A 23,564-nucleotide genomic window follows, 5' to 3' on the forward strand; every position below is an offset into this window, starting at 1 on the left:
CAACATACGGAACAACAAGAACTTCCGCATACTGGCGACTCACGAGGACCGCCGCGGCCGGGACTTGAGCTTTTCCCACCCTTTCAAGAGCGGGAGCAATTTTTACACGAGTGGAATCTGCCAATCCGCCCCGAAGTAGCCCCAATCGAGCACACGCCGTCCTCGCTGGACGAGATAGTCAGGCAGGAACGCGGTCTGCACCTTCGCGGCGTGGGCCAAGCCCGCGAGCGTCGTCGGACTGATGATCAACAGATAGCGGTCGGGGTGGCCCGGGTTGGGACAGCAGAAGAAGACCACGTCGCGGGGATCATCGTAGCTGCGATTGCCGAGCCGAAACGGCAACGGCAGCGCCGGATCACTCGCCTTCTCGACGTTCTTCCATTTACAGGGCAGGGCGCTGCGATAGCGAGCCAGTAAGAGGTGATTCTTCGGGGTACCGAGCAGGACGAGATGGTGACTTGCCTGGTCTTCGTCGCTTACCTCGGCATCACTCTTGATCGGATAGTCGATCGCGACCGATCGATCGCCCGGATGCTGTGCGACCGAGTCCTCGCCACTGACCCAGCGATCTCGCAGTTCCTCGGCGAAGAGCCCGAGGGTCCTCGTTTCGACCTCGTCGCCCAGCCCCCCCGGGACAAACAGGACGCGGTCCCAACGCAGGTCCATGGCCGGACCAGGCAACGTGGGCGACTTGATCGGCTGACTCCCCACCTCCTCTTGCGGATCGGGTTCCTCGCCGTTACCGACCACCTCCCACTTTCGCCCGAGTCGTTCGAGATAGACCCAGACGCGTCCACTCTTGAGGTGTCGCTTGCCGGGGCTGGGGATCGTTTGCTTGTCGATCGTCAGGGAATCCTCGGTCCCGCGGATTGGGAAGGCGACCGAAAGAGCATCGACGCGGTCGGTCGTCAAACGCATCTTCTTGCGGCCAAGTTTTCCGGTCACGCTCGCGAGCTTGCCCGGACGCGAAAGCCGTCCGATCCGCACGCCGCGGCAAGTCGACGAACGCAGGGTGTAGGTCGAGAAGCTAAACGCGTTGGGCTGCTCGTTGCGGCGATGTCCCGTGAGCCAATTGAGCGTGCCGGCGCGATCGGCCGGAGCGTCGAGCGTCCCTCCCAACGACGGAGCGCTCGCCCCCTCCCGGTAGGCGATCTTTTCCTTGTCGAGCGCTTTGCGAAGGGCGTCCAAGTGGGCCGGCGACGGTGTCCCCCCGACGCCCTGAAACCACCAAGGATGCTCCAGATGCAACGCGATTCCCTGAAGATTGGTCACCAGTTCGATCGGGTTCATCGCTTGGCGTTGGCCCCGCTCCCAATGATCACGCCCCGACGCTCCCAGTGGCAAGTCCTGGCGATCGTCCGTCCACGCGCCGATACTGGCCACCGCCGAAAAACAGTCGGGATACCAACTCGCCAACTGCAGCGCCCCGGTCGCTCCGGCGCCGACGCCGAGCAAGCTCACCGCGTTCTCCTCGCAGGGGAACTGGGTCTTCAGCTCATTCCAGACATCGAACAAATCTCGCGCCCCCACGCCGAGCCAACCGCCGTTGCCGCGCCCGAAGGGCTGCACGAAGATCGGGCAACGGCCCGCCTCCAAGTCGGGGAGCCAAATCGACGCTTCACGAAGGGCGTGCTCGGTAAACTCGCTCGGCGTCGGCGTCTCGAGCACATCGTGAAGCAGGAACACGACGGGCAGCGGTTCGGGAGACCTCTCCTCAGGAGCACAGACGACGTAGGGCTGTTCCGTCCCATCGATGGAGGAGCGATAGTGGAAGACATGACGAGCGATGGCGCTCATACGATCGTAGCCCCCGTGGCAAGCCACTCTTGGACGGCGCGGTGATGGGCGTCTTGCAGGGCGGCGGTCACCGGTCCCGTGGTCCCATCGCCGATCGGTCTGCCGTCGACGTCGATGATGCCGGCGACTTCCGTGGTCGTACCGGTCAGGAATAGTTCGTCGAGCTGCGTCAGCGTCTCGTGACGCACCGCTTCCTCGATCACACGAAGGCCAATGCGGTCGGCCAGCCGAAAGACCAACTGGCGCGTGATCCCGGGAAGGATCGACTCGTCGGCCGGCGCGGTCAGCAGGGCCCCGGCCCGGACCGCGAAGAGACTCGAACGCGACCCCTCCGAAACGCTTCCATCGTGGTGAACGAGAATCGCCTCGTCACAGCCGTTCACCTCGGCATGCTCGGCGGCAATACAGTTGGCGAGCAAGTTGGTCGACTTGATGTCGCAGCGCTTCCAGCGCCAGTCGGGAAAGGTCACCACCCGCATCCCGGGCCTCGGCTCCCCGGCGGCCGTCGGCGATGGCTCGACTTCCTTGATGTAAATCAGTTCGTTGGGCGTGACCGGTTCCTTCGGGAAGGCGTGCCGTCTCGGCGCTTCGCCTCGGGTGACCTGAATGTAGATCACGCCCTCTTGGACGTCGCTATTGGCAAGCGTTCGCGCGAGTCGCTCATGAAGCCGATCGACATCCGCGACGATCTGAACTTCCTTCAGGCTGTGCCGAAGCCGCTGGAGATGTTCCCCAAGGAGCCAGGCGCGGCCCGAATAGACGCGAATCGCTTCGTAGACCGCATCGCCAAAGAGGAAAGCCCGATCGAGCACTGAGACCCGGACCTGGTCCAGGGGCATCTCGTCGCCGTTCCAGTTCGCCAAGGGTGTGCTCGACAAGGGACTCTCCGCGAGGACTGAGATGGCTTTTCCAACGAGGACGCGAAACGCCGCCAAGCCCGCGGAAAGCGAACAAACTCATCACGGACAGCGGCGGTCGCCGTCCTATCGAGCTACTTACTCGCTCGACGACGTCAACCGTCCATCGCGCCGAACGCATGGCCATAACTTCCTTCGCCCATCACCGCGGCAACCTCTCCTGCCACCGGAGGTATCCGGGAAGCGATGAGTGCTCAGTATAAGGGGTCCGTGAACGCCTGGCAAAACAGCTAGGAGAGATAAACTGGGAGAATAGGAGGAAGGGCCGACCGAGGCGGCGCGTTCGGTCTATCCGGTATCTCAGGAGGTCTTGAGCCACCTCCTAAAGAACCACGTTCAGCCCTCGTTGAACCAGGGGAAGATCCCCCGTACGGTCGGCGGGATTGCTCGGCGACGAGGTCTCAGCCCCTTGGCTCGGCGACTCGATCAGCGAACTGGTCGACTCGAGCAAGTGATCGAGCAAGCCGTCGGCACTGCCCAGAAGCGATTCGAGCACGCTCGCAGCTCCTTGCGTCCGGCTTTCCGGGTCGCGGTCATCGACGATCTCGTCGATGCGAACGAGCAGTTGTTCGAACTGATCGACTAACTCGGAGATCCGTCGCGCGACATCCTCGCGATTGGCCTCGACGCTGGTATCGATCTCTTCGCCGATTCGCTCGAAGACTTTCTCGAGGGAGTTCGGGTCCCGTTCGGTCGGTCCGTCGGCGGTAAGTCGGTTCGGGAACGACGTGACCACCTCGGAAGAGGAATCACTCTCCTCGAAATCGTCCTCGAAGGAGGAATCCAAGGGAGCGAGGTTCTTCGCTGGTTCGGGTAGCGCCACGGGCGTTTCGGTCGTGGGGCGGACCGATTGACGTCCAAGGATCGCGGCGAGCTGTTGCAACTGGTCGGAAGCGCCCGTGGAGCCAACACGACTCATGGCGGAAATCCCCTCACTGGTCCCAGGGGTTGACAACGGACTCCATTGTCGCGTTCGAGCGGCTTGAGCTCGTCCTGGCGCAAGCAGCAACACGGCGCACCGGTTGCCAGAGAAAACGGTCCGTGGGAATCCTACGTCACGATTGGGGGATGCTCAAGTCACCAAACCCACGGAGATTCGACCGGTTGCCCGTTCAATGGCGAATCGCCCGCATCTTTCCGCTGAATGTCGGCCTGGCGATTCAACATAATTTCATATTTCGGGTTCCCGCGCACCCATCCCCGCATGGCTCCAAAGAACGTCGCCGAAAGGACCACGAGGGCAAGATACCACGCGAACGGGAAGTCCTGATGGCGATCCTCCTCCTCATCAAGGGAGTCCCGAAAGACCACCTGCAGCGCCGCGCTCAAGAACCCGACCAAACCGCCCCCCGCGACGAGCATCGTCTGCTTCGGCCCCACGAAGGGTTGCTCGAAGAGATACCACGCCAGCCCCGCGGAGATGACCGCCGCGGTCATCGGGACGAGCCACTTGCAGCTCATCCACTTCCAACCGTCGCGCAGCAAAATCGCGATCAGCACCTCCGAAAAGAGGGCGATCGCGAAGAGCGGGGCGAGACAAAAAAGCCCCGCCTCGACCGCGTTCGATTCGGCGGCGCGATGATCGTCATAGAAAAGGTGGGAGGCGACCATTTCGCCCTGCGAGAGGAACGCGAGCAGCCCAAAGCTGCTGGCGGCAAACATCGCGACGGAGAAGGCGCGAAACAGGACCAGGGCACGCTGTGCCTGACTCTTCGGAAAAAGGCGTCGCGGCGACGGATCGTTGGATTGCTCTACCATACCTTCATGATAAGGGGCAGGCGGCCTCGTGGGAATCACCCACTTCGAGCACGTGCCCGATTTCGGGCCCCACGTCCGACATGCGATCGACGTGGAAACGGCCCTTCACCGGCTAGCGATGGCATTGTTTCGGGAGAGAAGCGACGTGGATGAAGAATTGGTTTGTGTCACCGTGCAGTCCAAGGCCGACGAGGCGGAGGCCGACTTCTCGGCCCGGCTGATCGACTTCTGGACGCACATGCTTCGCGCCTACAAGGAGCCCTTCGAAAGCGTCATCGCCGAGAGCACCGAATTCGAGAAAGTGGGCAACCAGTTCACGCGTCAGTACCTCGCCGAGGAGTCGGTGCTCGATCTGCTCGAGCAGGAGATGACGACCGCCGGCATCGACCACGAACCGATCGACCGCGACGACACCTACTCCCGCTACGAAGCCGTCCCTCCCGAGTGGATGCAGATCGAACACTAAGTGCACCATACGGCCAGCACCGATTGCTTCGCTACCAGCTCTTTGGCCAGCACCGGTTGCTTCGCTACCAACTCCCGGCCCGCACCGATTGCTTCGCTAACAACGTCCGGCCAGCACCGGTTGCTTCGCTACCAACTCCCGGCCCGCACCGATTGCTTCGCTACCAACTCCTTGGCCAGCACCGGTTGCTTCGCTACCGGTGCGGCGCAGCCGCAAGAAGTCTCGGATGACGCGACCATCGGTCGGTTGATGGACATTTTTCCAACGGCCTCTTGCCCCAACGAAGGCCTGCGGTCCAAACGAATGCGCTCTCGTGGGACGGCGGTTCTCCTCGAGACTTCCCACCGACTGCGTCGGCCCCGGTTGAATCAACCGGGAGTAGCCTTGCGGGGGTGTTGTCGTCGTTCGCTCCGCCCGCACCGATTGCTTCGCTACCAACGTCCGGCCAGCACCGGTTGCTTCGCTACCAACGTCCGGCCCGCACCGGTTGCTTCGCTACCAACGTCCGGCCAGCACCGGTTGCTCCGCTACCAACTCCTGGCCAGCACCGGTTGCTTCGCTACCGGTGCGGCGCAGCCGCAAGAAGTCTCGGATGACGCGACCATCGGTCGGTTGATGGACATTTTTCCAACGGCCTCTTGCCCCAACGACTGCTTGCGACGAGCGGTCCACGGGTTCGCACGCCAAGACTGCTCGCCAATCAACCCTTTCAACGTCACCACGGAAGGGGGGGTCACCCCCGGAGAATTGGGGAATTAGATCGGCAATGCATCAGCTGCGGAGCAGCGCAGGTCAGTAGCCAGGGGTGACAACCCCTGGTGAACGAAGGATTTGGATCGAGCCCCGAAGGTGGCGACGGTAACCTTCGAACGACCTGCGCCCCTTCGGGGCTTCGTGAAGGGAACGGCTTCTTTTCCAGGGGTTGCCACCCCTGGCTACTGACCGCTGCCGCTTCGCGGCATAAGAAAGAGGGGATGCAGTCAATCGGAGACAGCGCGTCAAGACAGGTATCACAACCTGCGTCGCTTTGGGACGTTGCGCCCTGAATCATCTTGTTCGATTCAACGCGAGCCGATGTTGAAAGGGTTGGTAGCGGACCAATCTGCGCCACCCAAACGAAGGCCTGCGGTCCAAACGAATGCGTTCTTGCGGGACGGCGGTTCTCCTCGAGACTTCCAGCCGACTGCGTCGGCCCCGGTTGAATCAACCGGGGGTAGCCTTTTGCGGGGGTGTTGTCGTCGTTCGCTCCGGCCAGCACCGGTTGCTCCGCTACCGGTGCGGCGCAGCCGCAAGAAGTCTCGGATGACGCGACCATCGGTCGGTTGATGGACATTTTTCCAACGGCCTCTTGCGCCAACGATGGCCTGCGGTCCAAACGAACGCGGTCTTGCGGGACGGCGGTTCTCCTCGAGACTTCCAGCCGACTGCGTCGGCCCCGGTTGAATCAACCGGGGGTAGCCTTGCGGGGGTGTTGTCGTCGTTCGCTCCGCCAGCACCGGTTGCTCCGCTACCAACTCCTGGCCAGCACCGGTTGCTTCGCTACCGGTGCGGCGCAGCCGCAAGAAGTCTCGGATGACGCGACCATCGGTCGGTTGGTGGACATTTTTCCAACGGCCTCTTGCCCCAACGATGGCCTGCGGTCCAAACGAATGCGTTCTCGTGGGACGGCGGTTCTCCTCGAGACTTCCAGCCGACTGCGTCGGCCCCGGTTGAATCAACCGGGGGTAGCCTTGCGGGGGTGTTGTCGTCGTTCGCTCCGCCAGCACCGGTTGTTCCGCTACCAACTCCCGGCCAGCACCGGTTGCTTCGCTACCAACTCCCGGCCCGAACCGATTGCTCCGCTACCAACTCCCGGCCAGCACCGGTTGCTTCGCTACCGGTGCGGCGCAGCCGCAAGAAGTCTCGGATGACGCGACCATCGGTCGGTTGATGGACATTTTTCCAACGGCCTCTTGCGCCAACGATGGCCTGCGGTCCAAACGAATGCGCTCTCGTGGACGGCGGTTCTCCTCGAGACTTCCCACCGACTGCGTCGGCCCCGGTTGAATCAACCGGGGGTAGCCTTGCGGGGGTGTTGTCATCGTTCTCCTGGCTGGCCGCCCAGGGGGGGGGGTAGCCGAAGAAGAGGCGAACGCTTACCGTGAGTCGAACCGGCCCCAGGCGGTAACGCGGCGGCCTTGGGCATCGCGGCCGACGAGTTTGAAGGCCAACTCACCGGGCTCGATCGAGGAGAGATCGACCGGGTCGCTGACGAGGCGATCACCGCAACGCGTCGCGGTTCGCTCCCACAACTCCTCAGCGGCGACGAGTTCGGCCCGCTTCGCCTCGGAAGTGCAGCCGACACGGGGCAGGGTTCGGCGCTCATACGTGAGCCGTTCCCACGTCACTTCCTCGCCGGCGACGTGCTCGAGCGTCACCATCGCGCTGTCGGGCTTGCCCTCCTGAGCCATCACGTGGAGGCTCGCGCGGGGCAACTCGTTCGGCAGTCGTACGAGCGTGACTTGCAGCTTCGCCCGCGACTCGGCGTCGATCCGCAACCGGGTCGTCGTTCCACGCGGGACATGGACCGCGAAGGGCTGAAAACCGGTCGCCGCCAGTTCGGTCTCCTGCACGCCCACCGCCACCGGCGTCGCCGCCGGTCCGCCCAAGAGCCGGGTATCGAGCCGACCGCGCAGGTCGAGGCTAGGCATCATGTCCCGACGCGGCGAGAGATCCTCGAGACAGAGGCTGACCGCCCACTCGCGAAAGAGCTCTTCGAAGGGAACGCCGGTCGCGACCTCGAGGTTCTCCATCCCCTGGAGGTTCGACTGCGTCAATTCGCCAAGCACTTCCTCGCCGAAGGTATCGACGCACCATCGCAGGAACAAGTAGGTCGCGCCACGACAGCCGTGACAGCGCCACAATCCCGCTCGATAGTAGTCGGGCACGACCAGCGGATAGCGGTGGGTGGCGTTGAGGAAAGTGCTCACGCGGTAGTCGAGATTCGACCAGCCGTCGCCGAGGAGATTCTCAGCGAGGTGGGAGATCGCCTCGTTGAGCCATGCCTCCTCGTCTTCGCCGTTGCGCGTCGGGAGGTAGTCGCCGAAGACGTGCTCGGAAAAGGTGATCGCGTGGGTGTATTCGTGGGCCAACAGCGTCCGCAGATGCGAACCCGTCGTCAGGTTGCTGTTGAGGTACATCATGTCGCACTGGTTGCTGTAGGGCGAATCGATGTCGCGGAAGAAGTCGCCGCCGCGAACGAAGCCGCCGAGGGAGACCTTGCCGTTGGAGAGATTGCTGAGCCAGTGAGTGAAGAGGATCGTGAAGCGGCCATTGCGATCAACGTCGCGGTGGTGGCCGAAGGTGGCGCGCGCCTTGGGCAGGATGCGCTCGTCGAACGTATCGACGACTTCGTCGAGGACCTCCTGCGAGAACTTGTCGGGGTTGTCGTCCTCGTCGACGTAGATGAGGCAATGCTTGCCAACCCGCGCGAGCTTCCCAATGACAAGCACGTAGTTGTCGACGTCGTGAAAGTTGTCTTCCTTGACGAAGAGGTGAAAGCTCTTGCGATTGGCGAATCGGCCGACGACGTGGCTGGCGTTGTGTTGGCGTTGCTGCCGTTGGTGCTGCATCGCCAGCCGCAGCCCTTTAACGCGATCGAGCCACGCGGCATCGAGTGAGAGGGATTTCGCGGCGATCGGATCGGGGGAGCTGACCGTCGAGCGTTCAAACGTCACCCGACTGGCTTGATAGTCGTCGGCCATCGACGCAACGACCACAAGATAGTCGCGGTCCTCGTCAGGCGAGGCGAGATCGACCACGATGGGCGTCCCCGACGTCGTGGCGACGGGGAAGGGTTCGCCCACCCGTAGCGACGCGCTGGTCGTCGGATCGGACGTTGCCGCCAACAGGAGCCACCAAATGGTGAGGGAAGTCACGTTTGCCAACCGTTTCGTCCTTCGTCAGGAGCCCATTCGCTCGGCCGTCTTGGTCTGGGAAGTCCGCGCTGCGAGCGCAGTCAACCACGAGTAGTCAAAAGCGACAGAAGTGACGCTTCTGGTGGAATCGGCAAAATCGGCAGGACGCTTGATTCACGAAGAATCATTCAAGTGCGAAATTCGGAGAGACAGGTGAGCAAGCGTGGTCCAGGAGGGACTACAGAGAGAATGCCGAGCAGGGAAACCAGGAAAGACAGTGAAGCTAGGGCGGGAGTCATTGTCTCCCCAGGTGCATCGCCGGGAGGCCATTGGGCGCGAAATCGGGTCACTTTGGAGTGATTTTGGAGGAAAACGGGTTCACTTTGGTCCGTTTTGGGGCCGAGATCGCGCGAAAATGGTCGGGATTGGAGCGAAAGAGGGTCTCTGGGGGCGGGGCGTTGAGTCAGTCGCGGTGGGCGCGGACCTTCCAGACTGTCTCGAACGCGAGGGGTTCGTCAAAGTGGACGCCGAGCTGGAAGCCGTCGACATCGGTCTTGCACCAACGGATGGTGGCGTCGAGGGTGATCTCCGGGAGAAGGTCGATCACAACCCTTGTTTCTATAGGGAGTTGCGCATTATTCAGGACACGCGATCCGGTGGGCGAAAGATCGAGGAGGCTCACGTGGTGCGTATCGTCGCCAATTCTCAAGAGAACCGATCGGCGCGTGGTGATGCGCTCGGCCTGGCGGCGTTTTTCCCCGCCTTTTGGCTTGAAGAGGAGCCTGGTGGGGCCGCGTTGGTGCTCCGAGTGGTCGCAATGATCTGGCACAAGTTCCTCCGGGGAGCGATTGGTCGACGCTGGATCCTTCCTCGGTGTCGAGAAAGATTCGGCCACGTTGCCCTCAGTGTCAATAGTAGCGATTCATTCACAATGAAGTGCCGTCTAGACGCCCCCCATGAGAAGCCTAGCGGTTGTCGAACCATACCTCGTAAATTGGCCTCGTGCCGAAACTCGAGCGAATGGGGTCCTCCTTCACGATTCATCCGAGCTGAAGACGACCTCGCTCGGAGGCGACTCCCTCCTAATGCTCGGGAGTAGCTGTCCTTTTTCGGGGCGATGCCCAGTATCATGCGGAAAGATCTCTCGGCAGCGGCCGGGAGACCCGTTGACACGACTGGGCGCTTCGGGTATGCCCCGTCCGCCCGCGAGGGTTCATCATCATGCAACTTGGAATCGTCTCCGATTCGCACGACCACCTCATCCGGCTCGAGGCGGCGCTGACGCTCTTCGAAAAGGAAGGCGTCGACGCGGTCCTGCATCCGGGGGATCTGATCGCGCCCTTCGCGGCGAAGCTCTTGGTCGAGCAATGGGGCGGACCGCTGAGTGTGGTCTACGGAAATAACGACGGGGAACGCGCAGGCCTCAAGACGGTCCTACCCGGCATCGTCGATGGTCCGATCCTCGTCGAACTTGGGGGCAGGCGGATCAGTCTCGATCACTATCCGCCTGACGTGGTCCATCGGCCGGTGCCCGACTGCGACGTGGTCATTTTCGGCCATACGCATCAGGTCACGATCGAAGAGCGCCGAGGATCGCTTTGGCTCAACCCGGGGGAATGTTGCGGCTGGGTAACGGGGAAAGCGACGGCCGCTTTGCTCGATACCGAGACGCTCAAGGCCGAAATCGTCGAGTTGAACATATGATCAAACGGTTTGCCGATTCACGTTCCGCGACTTCTCGGGGCCGCCTGTTCGGACTCGCGGCCCTCTTGGGCCTCGCGTGCCTCGGCTGCGTCGATCGTCGGATGACGGTGCGGACGATTCCGTCGAATTCGCTCGTCATCCTCGACGGCCAGGAGATCGGCCACTCGCCGGTCTCGGTTCCGTTCACTTACTACGGTGATCGACAAATCAAGCTCGTCAAGGACGGCTACGAAACCAAGACGATCAACCAGAAGATCTCGACGCCCTGGTACGAGTTCGTCCCGCTCGATTTCGTGACCGAAGTCCTCGTCCCCTGGAAGATCCACGACCGGCGCAACTACCTCTACTCGCTGGAACCGTCGGTCATGGTTCCCTCCGACGAACTCCTTCAACGCGCCGCCGACGTCCGCTTCGAAGGCCAGCATCCGCCCGAAGAAGCCCTCAAACGCGCCAAAGTCGAGCCCCAAGTTCCCGCCCTGACACCGTAGCGCCATCACAACGATCCCGCCCGCGACAATCAAGGGCTACTCCCGGCGAGTAGTCCTAGGGCGACGACATGAGCGGAGTGCGCCGATTGCCGCGACGGCTCATTGATTGGGTGCGTCCTTCGTGCTCTCAGCCGACTCGCGAACCAAGAAGGGATCACCTCCTTCTCTAGAAGCGGGAGAAGGCAAAGCATTCGAGAAACCAGCGCCTCCGAGTTTCTCGGATTTCGTGGACTGTGGAAGGTGATACCGGTAACGTTCCCCATAGATCCGTCAAACCAAGACGTGGAATGAATGGAACGAGCCGATGGCCGACGAAGAATCGTGCAAGTCCGACCTGAAACAGTCGTTCATCGACATCGCCAAGGATTCGGTTGAAGATTCGACCCTAAGGTCCTGGTTATTGAACTATACGGAGAATCACTTTGACCGAATATTCTGGGACGTAAGACAAATCGAAGAGCTGCGCCCGAAATCGGTCCTCAACATCGGTGGAGCGCCCTTCATCTTCGAGCACCTATGCAACGTGCTTCTCCCCTCATCCCGATGCCTCTCCATCGATCTCGACCCGAGTAGGTTCTCCACATTTGTTGATCGTCTCGGCATCGACGTCATCGCGGCAAATTTCGAAGCGTCCGCCCCCCCCCCTCGAAGATCAAGAGTTCGACGTCGTCGTGTTCAACCAGACGTTCGAACATTGCCGAATCAATCTCTACGACACGCTGTACTCATTGAAGGGATACATGTCCCATTCCAGTTCGCTGATGATCACCACCCCGAACGGTCTCGCGGCGGGCAACCTGATGAGAATCCTCTTTTGTCGCCGAACGGGGCCTTCCCTCACCACGGAATGGAGAAAGCTCTCAGATATTGGCCACATGGGACACGTTCGAGAATACAGTCGCCGCGAACTCGAAGAGTTCTTCCTGTCCGCGGGACTCCACGTGCGCCGGTTCGTCTATCGTCGCCACACGAACCCACCACGAAGCCTGAAGGGATCGATTCTTAGGGCCCTTGAGCTAATACCCGCTCTTAGACGTGATATGGTGTTCTTATTGGGGAAAGACAACCATCGCTCCGAGTCCAATCCGGTATAGGTGCCGCACCGTTCCATCCGCCTGGTGGTGAATTCCGAACTGCTTTCAATCACTCCATCCTAAGAGCTAACCGTCTCTCCAATTCCCCGCGCGAACGTGAGGCATCGCTGCCCGGAATGAGGAGCAGCAACAACTCACCACCCGCCCGACGGGACTCTTGCCCCTCATCGTATCACACGGTCGGGCATCATCGTGGCGAAGGGAGGGACCATCGCCGCGGGGGTCAGTGGCGCATCTCGTGGCGATAGCGTCCCGGGGTCGTGCCGATGCGTTCGCGGAAGAGGTTGGCGAGATGCTGCGCCGAGGCGAAGCCGGCTCGGGACGCGATGGCGGTGAGCGGAAGGTCGGTGTTGGCGAGGTCGGCCTTCACCTGGGCAAGCCGCACTTGCATGATCGCCGCGGTCGCCGACTGGCCGATCGCCGTCTGCAGGGTGCGGTCGAGCGTGCTGCGCGAGATCGAGAGGTAACCCGCGACGTGCGGCGCGTCGATCGGACGACAGGCGTGCTCGCGGATGTAGCGCAACGCGGCGGCCGCGTCGGGGGACTCCACCGCGACGATATCGGTCGACGGACGCGTGACGACCCCGCGCGGCGGTAGGTAGGTCCGGGCCGGCACGCGACCTCCCCGCATCCGCTGGGCAAGCATCGCGGCCGCTTGGTACCCGACGGCGACGGCATTCACGTCGACACTGCTCAAGGGAGGATTCGACGCCCGACAGAAGATCTCGTCGTTGTCGATCCCAAGCACGGCGACATCGTCGGGAACCCGCAACGGCAACTGTCGAGCGGCGTTCAAGACCGTGTGTGCCTGCTCATCGTCACTGGCGAGAATCCCGACCGGACGCGGAAGCCCCGCCAGCCAATCCTTTAGGTCGGTCATTTCGCGGGGGGACCAAGCCCCGTGCCTCGCCCGGCGTCTGACGGGAAACGTTGCGAACGAGATGGCGGCGTCGGCCGTACGCCGGGCCAATCGCCCGCGTCGTTGGTCGATCCAGAGACGCTTGCGACCAACGAAGTCGCACCACGCGAGGTGCCGAAACCCGCGCTCCTGAAAGTGGTCGAACGCGGCGTCCGCGATGGAGTCGTTGTCGACCCCCACCAAGGGAATCCCGGTATCGGGGACGCTGCCGCGCACGTCGATCACCGGTAAACCGGTCGCCAGCACGGCCCTGGCCATCGTGGCCGATTCGCAGCGCACGATGATGCCGTCGCCGTCCCAACCGGTCAGCCAACGCGGAGGCGGGTCCTGAAGGTTGCGGGGCTCGAGCCGAATTGACCACGGCCCCTTCTCCGCGGCGTAGCGTGCGACGCCGTCAATGATCTGCCGCCCGTGCCCACGCGAGGTTTCAACGAGAACGGCGACACGAGCGGGGTTGATCATCGTCTTCACCGGAGAGTGACCATCGACACGAATGGGGAGGGACATCGGTCGCTGATCAGGTTTCCCTTTGAGGATTGCGCAAGAGTACTCGAAAGCGGCTGCCGCCGACCCCCCTCTTTCTCCCCCTTGGACAAGGGGGAGCAATAAGTGTGTCCCTTGGACAAGGGGGAGCATCGGAGGACCCCTTCGCCAGCGAGAAGCCCAATAGGGTAGGCCTTTGCCTGCCGCCACCTTCGCGATGGTTCCCGTTCTCCTAGGCTTCGTCTCAAAAGTTGATCGTCGGCCCGAGGCACAGCGAGTTGGTGGGGGACGAGGAGGTCGAAACAGGCGAATCCGTTGGATTCGTCGATGCAGACCGACAAAGTCCCGCGGCAACGTAGCCAGCCGAAGCCAGAGCCGACTTTTGAGACGGAGCCTAGTGTCCTGATCGGCTAGTTCGCTACATGAAACCTCTTCCCTCAATCATGCGGAAGCGCGCCGAATCACAGGCGTTTCCCACATGCCCACGGCGAGCGTGGGCACGACACCCAAGAGTCGTTTGGGCAATGAATGAACCAATCAGGACACTCGGAAGATCCTCAAAACCAAACTCACTCCCAGCCTGCCCACGCAAGCGTGCGGCATCGCACCCGAGAGGGACGAGACTGGCAGGAAATGGCCTGCCCTACGTCAAACTGGGCTCGCGAAGCGAACATGAGCCACCGAGCAGAGCTGCAAGTTCGCCCCGTCGCAGTCTACGGCCACATGATGAGATCACGCAAAACTTTGAAGAATGTTGGCAATGGATTCAGCGACCCGACGACTCGATAATCGCTCCTACTCGGTCAACTTCTCGCGTCGGCGATAAGACAATCCCGACGTGCTCACCGGCCGTCGAGCCTTCCCAAACGGAGTGATCCATGAAACGACGCGTCGCCCTCCTTGCCTTGATGTTTGCCCCGGCGCTGGCGAGTGCCGCCAACCCACGTTCCGAGACCGACGGCGGGCCACCCCTCTTGCCGGCCGGGTGGAACGCGACGCGGGCGGGCGATCGGGTCATGAAGCGGCTCGTCCGCGTCTCCGCTCCGCAAGTCAAAGGAGCCCACGACGCGGAGTTCGTCTGCGTGGGAGATCGCGCCTACATCGTCGAGCACGATAACGACGTGCAGCCCGGACACGGCGCTGGGCGAAGGATGTACTGTGTCCTGACGATCGTGAACCTCAAGACGCTCGAGGTCGAACAGACGATCCCGCTGGCGAAGTCGGAACAGGCGTTCGCGAACGTGACCCTTCCCCCGGGCGCCTGCTTCGTGCCACGAATCCTACAGCTCGACGGGGAGACCCTCCGTTGCTACTTCGCCAGCGAGGACGGCAACCGCCGCCAGGCGCAAACCTGGTACCGCGACTTCGACCTGGGTTCGCGGAAGTTCGAGGAGAGCATTCACAAGGTAAAGCTCAAGACCGCCGCCGGTCTCTTCGACATGCAGCCGCGACACCTGCATGCCGACGCCGCGGCGCAAGGGTTCACGAAGCCGGAGAAAGCGTTCGGGCTCTATCTCTTCGACTCGTTCAAGACGTTCGACGGCAAGACCTACGTCGCGCTCAACAACTTTCCCGCCAAGCAGAACGCTTTGGCGGTGATGCACGACGATCGCGCGACGGTCGAGGTGATCGGTCACTTCAACGAGCCGCGGTCGCAAGCGTTGAGCGAGGCCGCCGTGAACCGTCTGCCCGATGGCACGTGGATGGCGATCTGCCGCAACGACAAGGGGAACTACCATTTCACCACCAGTGACGACGGTGTGACATGGACCGAGGCGAAGGAGATGCCCTTTGTGCCCAACGGCCTTAACTCGAAGCCGACCTTCGACAAGTTCGGCGATCTCTACTATCTCGGCTGGCAGGAAGCGACCCAGATCGACGGCTGTCGGCGGAGCGTCTTCAACATCGACGTCTCGCGCGACGGCAAGACGTGGGAACGCAAATACCGCTTCGAGACGCCCGAGTCCTTTCAGTACCCGACGTTCCACCAACACGACGGTGTCATCTGGTTAACCATCTCGCAGAGTGACCACAAGGGCTCCACCGACCGCATCATGTTCGGAAAGCTCGAGGACGCGGGGCAGTTCGAACCGCGGACACCCGCGGCCACCACCGCGATCCAGCCCGAGAACGGCACGCCGAAGGAGGCGCCCCTTCCGACCTTCGCCGGACCGACCCCGGGAGTCAGCCGCGAGATCGCCATACCGCTCGTCGACCTCTCCGCCGACGGCCAGCGCCACGCCGTGGTCGCCGCCGGCACACCCTCGACCTACCAGGGCCACTGCGACACCGTGCTCTTGCCGGACGGGAAGACGATGTTCGCCGCCTGGTGTCTCGGTCACGCCCGCTGGATCGGTCCGCTCGCGAAGAGTACCGACGCGGGGCTGAGTTGGAGCAAGCCGCTCGACGTGCCCAAGAATTGGTCGGAGACCTCGAATACGCCCGCCCTTCACCGCCTCGTCGGGCCCGATGGCACGGCCCGACTCTTTTGCTTCGCCGATGGTCTCGACTGGAGCCGCGGCGGCAAGCCGCCCTACCCGATGCATCAGGCCTACTCCGAGGACGACGGCGAGACATGGTCGCCGATGGACCCCAATGGGGTCGACGGAGAGGTACCGCCGAAGACGATTCTCTCTTTTGATGACGGCAAGCGGCTCGTGATGTGGAGCGATCTACCCGGCTTCGTCATTCAGAGCGAGTCGCGCGACGGCGGGCTCACATGGAGTGGCAGTCGCCGCATCCTCCGGGTGCCAAGTCGCTGGTCGCAGCCGTGCGTCATCCGCTCTCCCAATGGCCGGAAACTCGTGATGTTACTGCGTGAGCACAGCCGCAAGTATCACTCGCTCTACTCCGTCAGTCGCGACAACGCGGTGAGCTGGACCGAGCCGAAGGAACTGCCGGCCGCGCTCACCGGCGATCGACACGTGGCGAAACAGACCCCGGATGGGCGTCTGGTCGTGGCATTTCGCGACATGGCGATGACCAGTCCGACCTACGGGCACTACGTCGCGTGGGTGGGGCGTGTCGAGGACATCCTCGACGGGACGCCGGGCGACTACCGCGTCAAGCTCTTCCACAACGCGCTGCGCGACGACTCGACGAAGCCGGGCGAGGGGAACTTCGATTGCGGTTACTCCGATCTCGAGCTTCTCCCCAACGGCACGATCGTCGCGACGACCTACCTCAAGGTCGCGGGGGGACCCGAGAAGCATTCGGTCATGAACACTCGCTTCGCGTTGGCGGAAACCGATGCCTTGGCCAACGCGGCCGACGATGCTCCAAACGAGCGATCGGCGAAGGAGTCGGCCCAAGGTTTTGTTGCCCTCGATGACGGAAAGACCTTCGACGGCTGGGAGCACAAGGGGAATTGGGAGATCCAAGACGGCGCGTTCGTGCGGGTGCGGGGCGGCGGGCCGCTGACCTACACCAAGGCGCTGGTGCCGGATGACTTCGAACTGCGGTTCGAGTGGAAGGTGTCGAAGGGCTGTAACTCGGGGGTCTACTATCGGCCGAAGCAGTACGAGTACCAGGTCCTCGACAACGTCCACAGCCCCTACGGCGAGAACGCCCGGCAGTCGGCCGGCTCGCTCTTCTTCTGCATGGCCCCGTCGAAGGACGTGACGAAACCGTTCGGGCAATGGAACACCGGTCGGGTGAAGTGCAAGGGGACCGTCATCGAGCACTGGGTCAATGGTGAGCGGGTCTTGTCCTTCGACTACTCCGATCCGAAGTGGGCCGAGCAGGTCGAACTCCTAACGATTCGCGGCGCCGATCTCGACGCGCGTGGCGGTCGGCTTTGGCTTCAGGACCACGGGCAGGATGTCTGGTTTCGGAACCTACGCCTGCGAGAGATTCCCGAGGAGGAAGCCGTCACCGCCGATCCCGACTTCGTTCCCCTGCCGGTGACGGGCGCGGCGCTTCAAAAGGAGAACGATCGTGTCAAGCGGATGCTGGAAGCCCAGAAGAAGAAGTGATGAGGGTGTTTTGCAAAGGTGGCCCAGATTGCTCGTCAATCTGGTCATGCGAATCCGTGGACCACTTGCCGCGCGTCGGCGGGCAATCGGTGACGCAAGCGGCCCTTTGGGAAACGCCCATCATCCGGCGAACGTTCGTGTCATCCGAGACCTCCGGCGGCTGCGCCGCACCGGTAGCGGAGCAACCGGTGGTACCCAAGAGAATTGGTAGCGGAGCGACCGGTGCTACCCAAGAGTTGGTAGCGGAGCAACCGGTGCTACCCAAGAGATCTTGACGCGAGCCTCGCCCCAGCATGCCCACGGTGAGCGTGGGGGCACCCGGCATCGCACGCGACACCTGGAACAATCAATCCTCGACGGGACGATTGGGTTCGTGGCGGGGACGGGGTTTCATGGAGAGAAAGTCGGCGGACTTGATTGAGGCGTTGCCGAAACGCTTGCGAATCGCGTCGGTGGCGCTTTCGAGCTTCTTCTCTCGCTCGTGATCGTCCTCCGCGAAGAGGTCGAGCTGCCGCTGCTCGGGCTCCACAAGCCCGCCGGCCGAAACGCCGAGAAGCCTCACCGGGGGCATGCCTCGGACACGTTCGGCTTCCCAGATCTCGCTCGCCTGATTCCAAAGTTCCTGCGAAAGATCGGTCGGCATCCGCAGCTTGGCCGAGCGGGCGATGGTGCGAAAGTCGGCGAAGCGAATCTTGAGCGTGATGCCGGACGCGAGATAGCCCTGTGATCGCAGTCGCATCCCGACCTGATCGGTCAGCAGATGCAGTTCCGAGCGAAGTTGAACATCGTCGGTCAGGTCGCGGGCGAAGGTGGTCTCTTTGCTGAGTTGCTTCGGCCTGGCGTGCGGGACGACCGGCCGGGGATCGATACCACGGCAGCGATTCCACAGCTCCGGCCCCATCGAGCCGAGTTGGCGCTGGAGGACTTCCTTCGACAGGTTGCGGAGTTGTGCCACGGTCATGACACCGAGCCGTTCCAGTTTCCCCCGCGTCGTCGGGCCGACGCCCCAGAGCCGCTTGATGTGGAGCGTCGCGAGGAAGTCCAGCATCTCTTCGGCGGTGATGACGACGAAGCCGTTGGGCTTGCCGTGCTCGCTGGCGATCTTGGCGACAAACTTGACGGGGGCGACGCCGACGGAAGCGACGAGTTGGGTCGTCTCCCGGATGCGAGCCTTGAGGATCTTGCCGATCTCCGGCGCGTCCCCGCCGGCCAGGGGGACGCGCTTGACGTCGAGAAAGCCTTCGTCGAGCGAGAGCATTTCCACCAGGGGCGTGACCGAGAAGAAGATGTCGCGAATCTGCCGCGAGACCTCTTGATAGACGTGGTAGCGGCCGGGCATCACGATGGCGCCAGGACAACGCCGGAGGGCCTGACTCATCGGCATGGCGCTGTGCACGCCGAAGGGGCGAGCCTCGTACGACGCCGCCGAGACGACGCCCCTGGCCTCGGCGCTGCCGCCAACGACGACGGGCTTTCCCCGCAGTTCTGGGAAGTCCCGCTGTTCGATCGATGCGAAGAAGGCATCCATGTCGACGTGAATGATCACGGGCAAGCTCACCTCAGCTGGTGCGGAAGACACACCATGGCCGTGAGTCAGACTTGCGCCTGACGGGAAGAATGCTGGTGTTGTCAGACATCAGCCTGACCGATGAGTGGCCTCATTCTATTATAGCCACCACGCATGGGAGCATGGTTTCGGCGCTTCTATGACACCGATCCGCGTTGCTCATTCTGCATCGGGCCGGTGGAGTCATCCGCCATAGAATTCGTCGTCGCTGACACCGTTGTCGGGCGTGAGAGCAAATGCCTTGCGAAAGCTTCGCTGGTACTGGCGTGGAATGGGATTCTGGGTGGTAGGTACGGGGAACGAACATTTTCTGTCGCCGACATACCCGATGAAGAGCGTGTGCGATCCCTTCCCACGTGCGGTGTCTTCTTCAAGGCCGTACCGCCGGGCAATCTTCCGAAGTTGCTTGAGTGTGAGGGGACGATCCACGAGTTACGCCATGGCGAGATCAGAGTCTTCGTACTCTCGGCAGTCGAACGACTCGATCTTAAGCGTGGTCTCCGGATCCTCCGCCGACTGGAGAGGTTCTAGCTTGGGACGACACTCCACGTCGGCCAGCGACGCGCCGCGCGCAAACATTTCGATGTACTCGCTGTCAGCGGACCGAAAGAAATTCGCAAGGTTTCCGAATTCGATCGATGCTTCGAACTGGATCTTGATGGCGTCAAGGAGCGAATCGACAGCTTGACGGATGGTGTGGCCACTCCCAATCAAATCGAGATCGAGACAGTGGGCTAGAATCGTCCCTTCGTCACTTCGGTGGACTAGGACACGAAAGTTCAACCGCATGGGCTTTCTCATTGGCCACCATCCTCGAAAACGCGGCGTCCATTCCGCCATCCAGCCTCCATCGGAATCTAGTATGTCTATCGGAAAATGAAATATCGTTTCAGAATCAATCCTAGCATTTCCATGATTGGAAATCGATGGCTAGCGACGGCTTGCGCAGTGCTGTCCTCTTGTCGGCCGTCTCCTATCTTGTTGCTGCGAAACAGCTTGCGACCTACCGATCGGCAACGCGCCCTTAGGGGCCAACTTTCCTCATCACTGCCTCGGCGCTGCCGCCAACGACGACGGGCTTTCCCCGCAGTTCTGGGAAGTCCCGCTGTTCGATCGATGCGAAGAAGGCATCCATGTCGACGTGAATGATCACGGGTGGCTTGACCTCGAGTCTCGACTCGCTGGGGTTCGCCGACCTCCCCCTCATCTCCTCTGGAGTAGCGACATTCCTCGACGGAGGTCGCCAACGAGCCTGGCAGCCCGTTGGGCTATTCGCTGCGGGCTACGAACGGCCCGATTGCATCGACGGACTGCTAGCGGCCCCAAACCTCACGCACGATTGCCGGGAGGCCGCTCCCTTTCCCATTTGGATAGGTTCGGTAACCGACGAGTTCCAGGGAATCGCCCATGAAGAGGGCAAGGATCTCGTCGCGCGAGGTGCGGAGCGCTTCCGGAACGAACTCTTCGCCCATGACCTGGCAATACTGGTCGCCGAACTTCGCGAGACAAAACAGTTCGTGGAATTCCGAGAGCGGTGTTCCGTAGGCGTTGTGGAGGCCGAAGACCTCGCGATCGACCAAGCTGCTCATGAACTCTTGCTGTTGTTCCGGCGACATCCTTCGCGTCGTCTCCAGAGCGTGAAAGACTCCGGTGGCCAGATCTCGTGTGTGGATCACCATGCGGCAGAGACCGTCTTGCGAGACCTCAAGTTCGAGGTGGCCTCCTCTTGTCGTGCAGGTGGCCCAGTAGAAGTAAGAATCCTGGTCCTTCAGAAACTCGGGGAGTTGCAGCGAGGGCAGTCGCACCGGATAGACTTCCACCCCTTCGATGGTGACCGGCGGGTATCGGCGGGAGACCCGTGGGACTTGTCTCTCCCCGGGCGGAACGGGAGTGCAGCCGGCGAGAAGAACGACCACCAGGCTGACGGAAGTGATCGTGCATCGGTAGATCACTTCGAACTCCTTCCGAATCGCGAGTCTCGGATCGATAGGCCACAAGAGAGACATCGACGCCCCTCGTCAGAATAGCCTGACCTACGGTGTTGAAGTATCGCCCTCTGGCTGCTTGGCGGCGTCGGCGGCGATGTAGGCCGGGGTGCCACCTTCGGACTTTACCAAGACATAGCTGCCGAACTTCTCGATGATGCGGACCTTCGTGCCCGCTGGGAACGTGCCGTCGGCCGGGCGTCCTTGCTGCGGGCCGGTGGTGTAGTACTCCGTCGCGAACGGGAGCACCGACGGAAACGACGTGTGTTGTTCGTGCAGCTTTTCGCCGAGTTGCTTGAGTTTCTTGACCGTCGCTTTTCGTCGCGCCTCTTCCTCGCGTTGCGCTTGCATCGCGGTATCGCAGCCAGTCCCCAGCGCGATCATCAACCCCAAGACGATCCACGAACGCATCGATAGCTCCTTCCGCCCAGTCCCCATGATCCATTCGACAGAGTATACCAGGAAGCCTGCGAAGGCGATCCGTCACGCGACACCATGACTTACGGCTCTCGGTCCTGGATCTCCGTGTAGCGGGCGCGCTCGTCGTCCGGGTAACGCCGCCATGCGATGCGGAGGGCCTCGGCGGCTTGAGGATCGGCGAGGTCATAGAGGAGGATCGAGTAGCCCGCCGTCCCCGTGGGCGAGAGTTCGCGAAACGGGGCGAAGGGGTCACCGTCGGGATAGACCCCTTGAAGCTTGGATGCGGAGATGGCGATGACGTCGAAGCGATCGAGTTGGCCCTCCTCCACGGTCGGGAACATGGTGACGTCGAGACCGTAGCCCTCGGGATCGGCCGAACCGAAGTAGGCGAGCAGGGGCCGATCGTAGCCGAGACGCTCCAGCTCCGATCGCAGCGCGGGCAGATCCTGTCCCCAGTCGATGTTCGAGTCGACGAGGTAGTGACGTCCCTGGGGAGCACCGCCAACGAGGGGCGAGAAGTACGCGAGGTAGTGAGGGGCGATCGCCACCGCACTGGCGACCTGAGCCGTCATGAGCAGCCCACCGACAACCAGCAGCCAACGTTGGCGCCAACGCCAGACGAGACAAAGCAAGTCGATGCCGATCAGAAAGGTCAGCGGATAGAGCACCAGCAAGTAGCGTTGGCCAATGTTCACTCGCGCCATGCATACCATCACCCAAAAGACGCCCCCGGCGACCAGCCACACGAACCGGGTCTGCCCAAGGGCGACCTCTTCGTCGATATTCGAGCGAAGGGCGACCACGAGCAGCGGAACAATCGCCAGCGACAACAAAAACTCGGGGATCGTGCTCTTAACGATCCATGCAAGCGGAAAGTACCAACGCCAGCCCTCCATCGAGCGCTCCCCCATCAGGAAGGCGGGATGGCCGCGTCGGTTGTGCAACCATCGAAAGATGACCGCCGCGACGACCGAGGGACGCTGAAGACGACGATGGGCGGCATCCATGATCCAGCTCGCTGTCGGACCATTGCCGAGCACCTTGACCCACGGGGAGTTCGCGGGCGTCTCCTCCACGGGAACGGTCTTGAGGGGGCCGCTGAAGGAGAAGCCGTCGGTCGCCCACACGACCAGTCCGGCGAGGGCCGCGACAAGGACAAGCCGAGCCCCGGTCATCCACCCGACCGCGACGAACCTCCGCCAACCGGTACTCGAGCTTCGTTCCCACATGCGCGGGAGCAGCACGAACAGGAGAACGGGAAAGAGGAAGACTCCCGAGTACTTCGAACTGATCGCGAGGCCGATGGTGGCGCCGGCTAGAAGGAATCGTGGAGGCGTCGGCTTGCGATACCATGCCGCGAGGGCGGCCAAGCTCACCAGCGTGGCGAGGGCGAAGCACGCATCGGTCGATGCCAGGGAGGCATGTGCGAGTACCGTCGGCGAGAACGCCATCATCGCGCCGCCGATGGTCGCGCCGAGATAGCCTCGGCGGACTAGCAGCCAGGTGTAGACGATGACCACGAGCGGAAGTCCAACGAGGAGGGAACTGATCAGCCGAGCGAGCGCGTTGACAGGAGGATCGTCGGGCGAGCCTCGCCATTCGCTCGGCCGGCTCGTCCGCTCGACGGTCATCGCGGCGGGAACGTTCGCAAGCAGGACCGGCAGCGCCCCGGTCCCGTTCTGACTCAGGCGTGGATCGAGCCGAGCATCGTGATCGGTCTGTAGAGCTGTGTTGAGATAGAAGGTCTCATCAAAGGTGATACTCCACGCACGCCGGGCCAAGGTGGTCTGCCAGAGGAAGGCCATCGCGAGGATGCCGAGCGTGATGGCATGCATGATCAGGCTCGGTCCCTGGCGAAGAGTCATGATCCCTCCCGATTGCACTGTTTCCCCTCCCAACCGACTTGCATCTCCCCGACGACAAAGCTTCCCATTGTGTCGATTCGCTGCGGAGACGTCACCGTTGAACTGGGCACTGATGCCCCCTAGACCTCTCCCCCCGGCAGCTTCGCGAGTCGGTCAGCGCCAGCGCTTCCCCAGCCAGGGACAGCCGGACCTACGGCTTGCCCGCCGGGCCGCGCGTTGGCGTCGTAGACC

General features: G+C 62.3%; 16 protein-coding genes and 1 pseudogene. 4 read left to right on the forward strand and 13 right to left on the reverse strand.

Annotated features, from left to right (window positions below; all coding sequences use genetic code 11):
- Window positions 1-102: 102 nt before the first annotated feature.
- From Pan216_RS25870 to Pan216_RS25885, 4 genes are all read right to left on the reverse strand, one after another.
- Entirely contained in the window at window positions 103-1,797 is a 1,695-nt protein-coding gene (locus Pan216_RS25870) for an alpha/beta hydrolase (protein ID WP_145262786.1), read from the reverse strand.
- A complete protein-coding gene (locus Pan216_RS25875) occupies window positions 1,794-2,675 on the reverse strand; it encodes an aminotransferase class IV (protein ID WP_145262787.1) in 882 nt (293 codons plus the stop codon). The genes Pan216_RS25870 and Pan216_RS25875 overlap by 4 nt, the downstream gene beginning before the upstream one ends.
- Window positions 2,676-3,036: 361 nt before the next feature.
- On the reverse strand, window positions 3,037-3,633 hold the full coding sequence (locus tag Pan216_RS25880) for a hypothetical protein (RefSeq protein WP_145262788.1): 597 nt from the start codon (window positions 3,631-3,633) through the stop codon (window positions 3,037-3,039).
- 158 nt (window positions 3,634-3,791) lie between these two features.
- Window positions 3,792-4,472 carry a hypothetical protein gene (locus tag Pan216_RS25885; RefSeq protein ID WP_145262789.1) on the reverse strand — a complete coding sequence of 227 codons (681 nt, stop codon included), beginning with the start codon at window positions 4,470-4,472 and terminating at the stop codon, window positions 3,792-3,794.
- Window positions 4,473-4,617: 145 nt separating this feature from the next.
- Between Pan216_RS25885 and Pan216_RS25890 the strand changes: the two genes are divergently transcribed.
- Complete coding sequence (locus tag Pan216_RS25890; protein ID WP_145262790.1) at window positions 4,618-4,938, forward strand: hypothetical protein; 321 nt, start codon at window positions 4,618-4,620, stop codon at window positions 4,936-4,938.
- A 2,135-nt stretch (window positions 4,939-7,073) separates the two neighbouring features.
- Here Pan216_RS25890 and Pan216_RS25895 read toward each other — a convergent pair.
- On the reverse strand, window positions 7,074-8,864 hold the full coding sequence (locus Pan216_RS25895; RefSeq protein WP_145262792.1) for a hypothetical protein: 1,791 nt from the start codon (window positions 8,862-8,864) through the stop codon (window positions 7,074-7,076).
- 433 nt (window positions 8,865-9,297) lie between these two features.
- Window positions 9,298-9,729: a PilZ domain-containing protein gene (locus Pan216_RS25900; RefSeq protein WP_419193010.1), complete on the reverse strand. Its 432-nt coding sequence runs from the start codon at window positions 9,727-9,729 to the stop codon at window positions 9,298-9,300.
- A gap of 326 nt (window positions 9,730-10,055) precedes the next feature.
- Between Pan216_RS25900 and Pan216_RS25905 the strand changes: the two genes are divergently transcribed.
- Together Pan216_RS25905 and Pan216_RS25910 are read left to right on the forward strand one after the other, a co-directional pair.
- Window positions 10,056-10,538: a metallophosphoesterase gene (locus Pan216_RS25905; protein WP_145262796.1), complete on the forward strand. Its 483-nt coding sequence runs from the start codon at window positions 10,056-10,058 to the stop codon at window positions 10,536-10,538.
- Entirely contained in the window at window positions 10,535-11,026 is a 492-nt protein-coding gene (locus Pan216_RS25910; RefSeq protein WP_419193011.1) for a PEGA domain-containing protein, read from the forward strand. The genes Pan216_RS25905 and Pan216_RS25910 overlap by 4 nt, the downstream gene beginning before the upstream one ends.
- 1,317 nt (window positions 11,027-12,343) lie before the next feature.
- Here the strand turns inward: Pan216_RS25910 and Pan216_RS25915 are convergent.
- Window positions 12,344-13,501, reverse strand: coding sequence for a XylR family transcriptional regulator (locus Pan216_RS25915; RefSeq protein WP_419193699.1), 1,158 nt, complete (start codon window positions 13,499-13,501; stop codon window positions 12,344-12,346).
- A gap of 899 nt (window positions 13,502-14,400) precedes the next feature.
- On the opposite strand from Pan216_RS25915, the gene Pan216_RS25920 reads away from it, so the two are divergent.
- Window positions 14,401-17,496 (forward strand): 3-keto-alpha-glucoside-1,2-lyase-like domain-containing protein, encoded by a 3,096-nt coding sequence (locus tag Pan216_RS25920; protein ID WP_145262802.1) that lies wholly within the window; start codon window positions 14,401-14,403, stop codon window positions 17,494-17,496.
- Window positions 17,497-17,842: 346 nt separating this feature from the next.
- Here the strand turns inward: Pan216_RS25920 and Pan216_RS25925 are convergent, their stop codons facing one another.
- The 6 genes and pseudogenes from Pan216_RS25925 to Pan216_RS25945 form a co-directional block, all read right to left on the reverse strand.
- On the reverse strand, window positions 17,843-19,042 hold the full coding sequence (locus Pan216_RS25925) for a DNA polymerase IV (RefSeq protein WP_145262804.1): 1,200 nt from the start codon (window positions 19,040-19,042) through the stop codon (window positions 17,843-17,845).
- Window positions 19,043-19,495: 453 nt separating this feature from the next.
- On the reverse strand, window positions 19,496-19,864 hold the full coding sequence (locus tag Pan216_RS28620; RefSeq protein WP_419193012.1) for a type II toxin-antitoxin system HicB family antitoxin: 369 nt from the start codon (window positions 19,862-19,864) through the stop codon (window positions 19,496-19,498).
- A gap of 253 nt (window positions 19,865-20,117) precedes the next feature.
- Window positions 20,118-20,270: pseudogene (locus tag Pan216_RS25930) on the reverse strand (Y-family DNA polymerase); the annotation flags it as partial.
- A gap of 106 nt (window positions 20,271-20,376) precedes the next feature.
- Complete coding sequence (locus tag Pan216_RS25935) at window positions 20,377-21,015, reverse strand: hypothetical protein (protein WP_145262806.1); 639 nt, start codon at window positions 21,013-21,015, stop codon at window positions 20,377-20,379.
- Between the two features lie 81 nt (window positions 21,016-21,096).
- Complete coding sequence (locus tag Pan216_RS25940; RefSeq protein WP_145262808.1) at window positions 21,097-21,459, reverse strand: SH3 domain-containing protein; 363 nt, start codon at window positions 21,457-21,459, stop codon at window positions 21,097-21,099.
- Window positions 21,460-21,548: 89 nt separating this feature from the next.
- Window positions 21,549-23,333, reverse strand: a complete 1,785-nt coding sequence (locus tag Pan216_RS25945) for an ArnT family glycosyltransferase (protein ID WP_145262809.1) — start codon at window positions 23,331-23,333, stop codon at window positions 21,549-21,551.
- Window positions 23,334-23,564 lie beyond the last annotated feature (231 nt).

It is taken from the genome of Kolteria novifilia, assembly GCA_007748055.1.
GTDB lineage: Bacteria > Planctomycetota > Planctomycetia > Kolteriales > Kolteriaceae > Kolteria > Kolteria novifilia.

What these genes read in the sequence shown, in the direction of transcription:
- Pan216_RS25940 (WP_145262808.1), bottom strand. Translation starts at nt 21,459, where the DNA reads ATGCGTTCGTGGATCGTCTTGGGGTTGATGATCGCGCTGGGGACTGGC.
- Pan216_RS25945 (WP_145262809.1), bottom strand. Translation starts at nt 23,333, where the DNA reads ATGACTCTTCGCCAGGGACCGAGCCTGATCATGCATGCCATCACGCTC.
- Pan216_RS25915 (WP_419193699.1), bottom strand. Translation starts at nt 13,501, where the DNA reads ATGATCAACCCCGCTCGTGTCGCCGTTCTCGTTGAAACCTCGCGTGGG.
- Pan216_RS25885 (WP_145262789.1), bottom strand. Translation starts at nt 4,472, where the DNA reads ATGGTAGAGCAATCCAACGATCCGTCGCCGCGACGCCTTTTTCCGAAG.
- Pan216_RS25880 (WP_145262788.1), bottom strand. Translation starts at nt 3,633, where the DNA reads ATGAGTCGTGTTGGCTCCACGGGCGCTTCCGACCAGTTGCAACAGCTC.
- Pan216_RS28620 (WP_419193012.1), bottom strand. Translation starts at nt 19,864, where the DNA reads ATGAGAAAGCCCATGCGGTTGAACTTTCGTGTCCTAGTCCACCGAAGT.
- Pan216_RS25920 (WP_145262802.1), top strand. Translation starts at nt 14,401, where the DNA reads ATGAAACGACGCGTCGCCCTCCTTGCCTTGATGTTTGCCCCGGCGCTG.
- Pan216_RS25905 (WP_145262796.1), top strand. Translation starts at nt 10,056, where the DNA reads ATGCAACTTGGAATCGTCTCCGATTCGCACGACCACCTCATCCGGCTC.
- Pan216_RS25870 (WP_145262786.1), bottom strand. Translation starts at nt 1,797, where the DNA reads ATGAGCGCCATCGCTCGTCATGTCTTCCACTATCGCTCCTCCATCGAT.
- Pan216_RS25910 (WP_419193011.1), top strand. Translation starts at nt 10,535, where the DNA reads ATGATCAAACGGTTTGCCGATTCACGTTCCGCGACTTCTCGGGGCCGC.